General features: G+C 44.8%; 3 protein-coding genes. All 3 read right to left on the bottom strand.

Annotated features, from left to right (window positions below; all coding sequences use genetic code 11):
- Positions 1 to 110: 110 nt before the first annotated feature.
- Positions 111 to 473, bottom strand: coding sequence for a RhuM protein (locus H8S63_RS19580; RefSeq protein WP_186927681.1), 363 nt, complete (start codon positions 471 to 473; stop codon positions 111 to 113).
- A gap of 213 nt (positions 474 to 686) precedes the next feature.
- Positions 687 to 2,495 carry a reverse transcriptase/maturase family protein gene (locus tag H8S63_RS19575; RefSeq protein ID WP_186927679.1) on the bottom strand — a complete coding sequence of 603 codons (1,809 nt, stop codon included), beginning with the start codon at positions 2,493 to 2,495 and terminating at the stop codon, positions 687 to 689.
- A gap of 550 nt (positions 2,496 to 3,045) precedes the next feature.
- Positions 3,046 to 3,264 (bottom strand): tyrosine-type recombinase/integrase (locus H8S63_RS19570; RefSeq protein WP_186927678.1); only part of this gene is annotated, 219 nt, incomplete at its 5' end.

Genomic DNA, 3,264 nt, shown 5'->3' with positions numbered 1-3,264 from the left:
CTGGAAGCGAACTACCGCAAGCCGCTGGAGTGAGGCGGTTTCATGAAAAAGTAAACGGGTGACACCTTTTGTGGTGCTACCCGTTTACTTGTCTTATGGGGTATGTGCAATCAGCAATACCCGGCTTTTCCGTTCTGTATGAACATCACGTATGTCTGCCGTTTCTCTTGTGAGAGTGCCTTTCCCACCAGCCATGTGCGGAACAGGTGGGTGTTGTAGGTGTTCAGCCGGAAAGCGACCGGGATGATGATTTCAAGGGCGTACACGTCCGCGTGCAGCCCGTTTTCAAGCTGCATGTAGCGGCACACCTCGTAGTCGTTCAGCACGTCCGACTTGCGGACGGCTCTGATGGCGGCGTTCACTGCCGGGACGGTCGTATGGAACAATCCGGCTATTTCTGTGGCGGTCATCCACACGTCGTTACCGGTTACGCTGACTGCCTTGTCCTCGATGATGATTGTGTCACGTTTCATGGCTTTTCTTTTTAGATGGTGCAACCTGCAAATTCCTCGACGCCGTTCAATCTTGCGGCAAGGTTCTCCATGTCCTGATTGAGCTTCTCTTTGGTTATCTGTAGGCTCGGCAAACAACGCCTTTCCGCTTTACAGCGGTAGGTTTTCGCTTACCTGCCCCCGAACCGTACTTACACGTCTCCATGTATACGGCTCTCCATCTGTAACATCATCTTACTTGACACATCTCTGGATTTTTGCGTTACACTCCGCACATACAACCAAAGTCTTTCTGTGCATGTAGAGCATTTTGCGTTCCCAGTCATTTTTACCTTTTAACTCTTTGAGTGTGCGGACATGGTGCATTACCACTTCTCCGTGCTTGCCACATAGTTCGCACGTTTTTGTTGTAAGCCTTTCTATCAGACTCAATGATGGCATTTTGAACATGTACGGCAGATTGTCACTTGGGGCTGTTTCACAATCCGTTTTGCGGGCATATCCCTCATTATAGAATACCCTGTACTTGGTTTCTCCTCCCTTGTTTACAAAAGGCACTGCAAAGAGATTGTCCTTGCGGTATCTTTCAATGACTTTTCTCACTGACATATTCAGCTTTTGAGCAAGAGTTTTGTACATGGAGAACTTCATAATACAGCCGAAAGAGCGTCCCAAAGCCGATGCATTGTTTGCTATTGAGTAATAGTTGTAGAACCCTCGTATTTCGGTATTAAACTGAGATACAATCTCGTGCGCTTCATTGTCAATCATATAAGTCCTGCCTTTTGACACCCATGTCTCCTTGCCGTGTTTGGTGACAACTTTCATGGCTTCGAGGCTGAGCAGCTTGTTCTTGATTACTTCTCTTGAAACGTGTAGTATCACATTCCCGTTGAAGTATCTGCGCACTGTTCCGTTACTGTTTCTCTTTGTGGCATAGTCTTTACGGACATATATTTCGTAACCCAAAAATTTTGCGCTGTCTTGTGCATTTGTAATCAAAGTCTTTTCCTGTGACATCTCCAGCCTTAACTTTTCCTGCATAAACTTAGTGATGTCAGCTTTGATTGTCTCACATTCGTTTTTCGTTCCGATAACTCCGATAAGGAAATCATCGGCATAGCGCACGTATTTCAACCTGCGAAAGTTTACATCCATATCATTGCCACTTGGCATTGTAAGTATCAGCTTCTGCTTTTCGTGCAGTTCTTCTACCATCCTTGTTCTTACGTTTACATCCTCTACTTCATTTATCCTACGTTTTAGGTAGTGTACTCTGCTGTTGAGTTTGCAAATATCCTTGTTGCGGCTTCTTGCTGTCCCTTTATTGAATTTGTTGGCATATTCATCCATGTACTTATCGAACTTGTCTAGGTATATGTTTGCCAAAATAGGGCTTATGATACCACCTTGCGGTGTCCCTGAATAAGTCTTGTTGAATTGCCACTCTTCCATGTACCCTGCATTGAGGAATTTCCGTATCAGACGAAGAAATCTGTCGTCTGCTATTCTGCCTTTCATTATTTCTATCAGCACATTATGGTCTATGTTGTCAAAGAAGCCTTTTATATCTCCCTCAATGAACCATTTTGCACCGTTGAAATTGTTTTGTAGACTTTTCAGTGCTGTGTGGCAGCTTCGGTTTGGTCTGAAACCGTGCGATGTCCACTCAAAGTGTCCCTCATATATGGCTTCAAGCACCATTCTTACTACCTCTTGAACCAATTTGTCTTCAAAAGACGGTATTCCTAGCGGACGCATCTTCCCATTCTTTTTCGGAATGTAAGTTCTCTTTGCAGGATTGGGACTATAAGTCTCATCCTTTATACTCTCTATGAGTTTGTTTATCCTATCAATGCTCATTTCATCCTCAGTTTTGCCATCTGTGCCGGGTGTCATGTTGCCCGGCTTTGCATACATACGTTGGTAGGCGACAAAGAACATCTGTTCATTGAATAGAATACGGTAAAGCCTTTCGTATTTATACTCGGGCTCATTGCTGTGTCCAGCTAAAATGTTTAATACTTGCTCTGGATTTCTCATACGTCTCTCACGTTTTCCGTTGTTTGTATTAAAGTTACAGACTACTTCCCTTCGCCATGTACAAGGCTTTCCCTTGCTCAGACTACTACGGAAGTTCCGTTACCATATCGGATATTCAAAAGCTTTCTTTATAGCTGTTTGTTCCAGCGTTCCGACTTAGGTAATCCCCAGTTAGTTCTCTTAATAACTATTAGCACGACATACTGTCGGATGCGACTTTCGTTCTTGTCCGCTTATTGCGGCTGTGTCATAGTCGGTTCTTTATGCTCTGCACTAACGCACAAAATAGGCAGAGTACTATGAAACAACGTATGTATAATAGTCTTCCGTTGTTGCAAGATTTGGTACCACTGAACTATCATTCAACCAATCAAGGCTTCATCCTTATGTATGTCTTTTCGTCTTGCCCCTCAGTTGCCACCTGACTATTAGTGGACTTGGAGCTTTAATCAGTATGCTACACTCCCCATCGGGTTTCCCCTTTGGATAAACTGATTGACGATAGGATTATATCGAACCCAATCCTAACTTCTTGCTAAAGAAGTATTTATTAAGCGACCATTCTGGGCGCACTTGCGTAAATCTGCGTCGTCTTTATGCTCTTGTGTCCGAGCATGGAGCTGACGGTTTCGATGGGAACACCGTTGGAGAGGAATATCGTCGTGGCTGCCGTGTGGCGGCTCTGATGCCACGTGATATGCTTGGTGATGCCGCAACGCTTGGCGACGGCACGGATACCGGCAAGGCACGTGTTATAATGCGGAACGGG

Source organism: Bacteroides sp. NSJ-39 (assembly GCF_014287315.1).
GTDB lineage: Bacteria > Bacteroidota > Bacteroidia > Bacteroidales > Bacteroidaceae > Bacteroides > Bacteroides finegoldii.
The sequence above is the reverse complement of the archived record's forward strand: the minus strand, read 5'-3'. Positions and strand labels throughout refer to the sequence as shown.

Coding starts and splice junctions, on each gene's coding strand:
- H8S63_RS19575 (WP_186927679.1), bottom strand. CDS start 2,495: ATGAGAAATCCAGAGCAAGTATTAAACATTTTAGCTGGACACAGCAAT.
- H8S63_RS19580 (WP_186927681.1), bottom strand. CDS start 473: ATGAAACGTGACACAATCATCATCGAGGACAAGGCAGTCAGCGTAACC.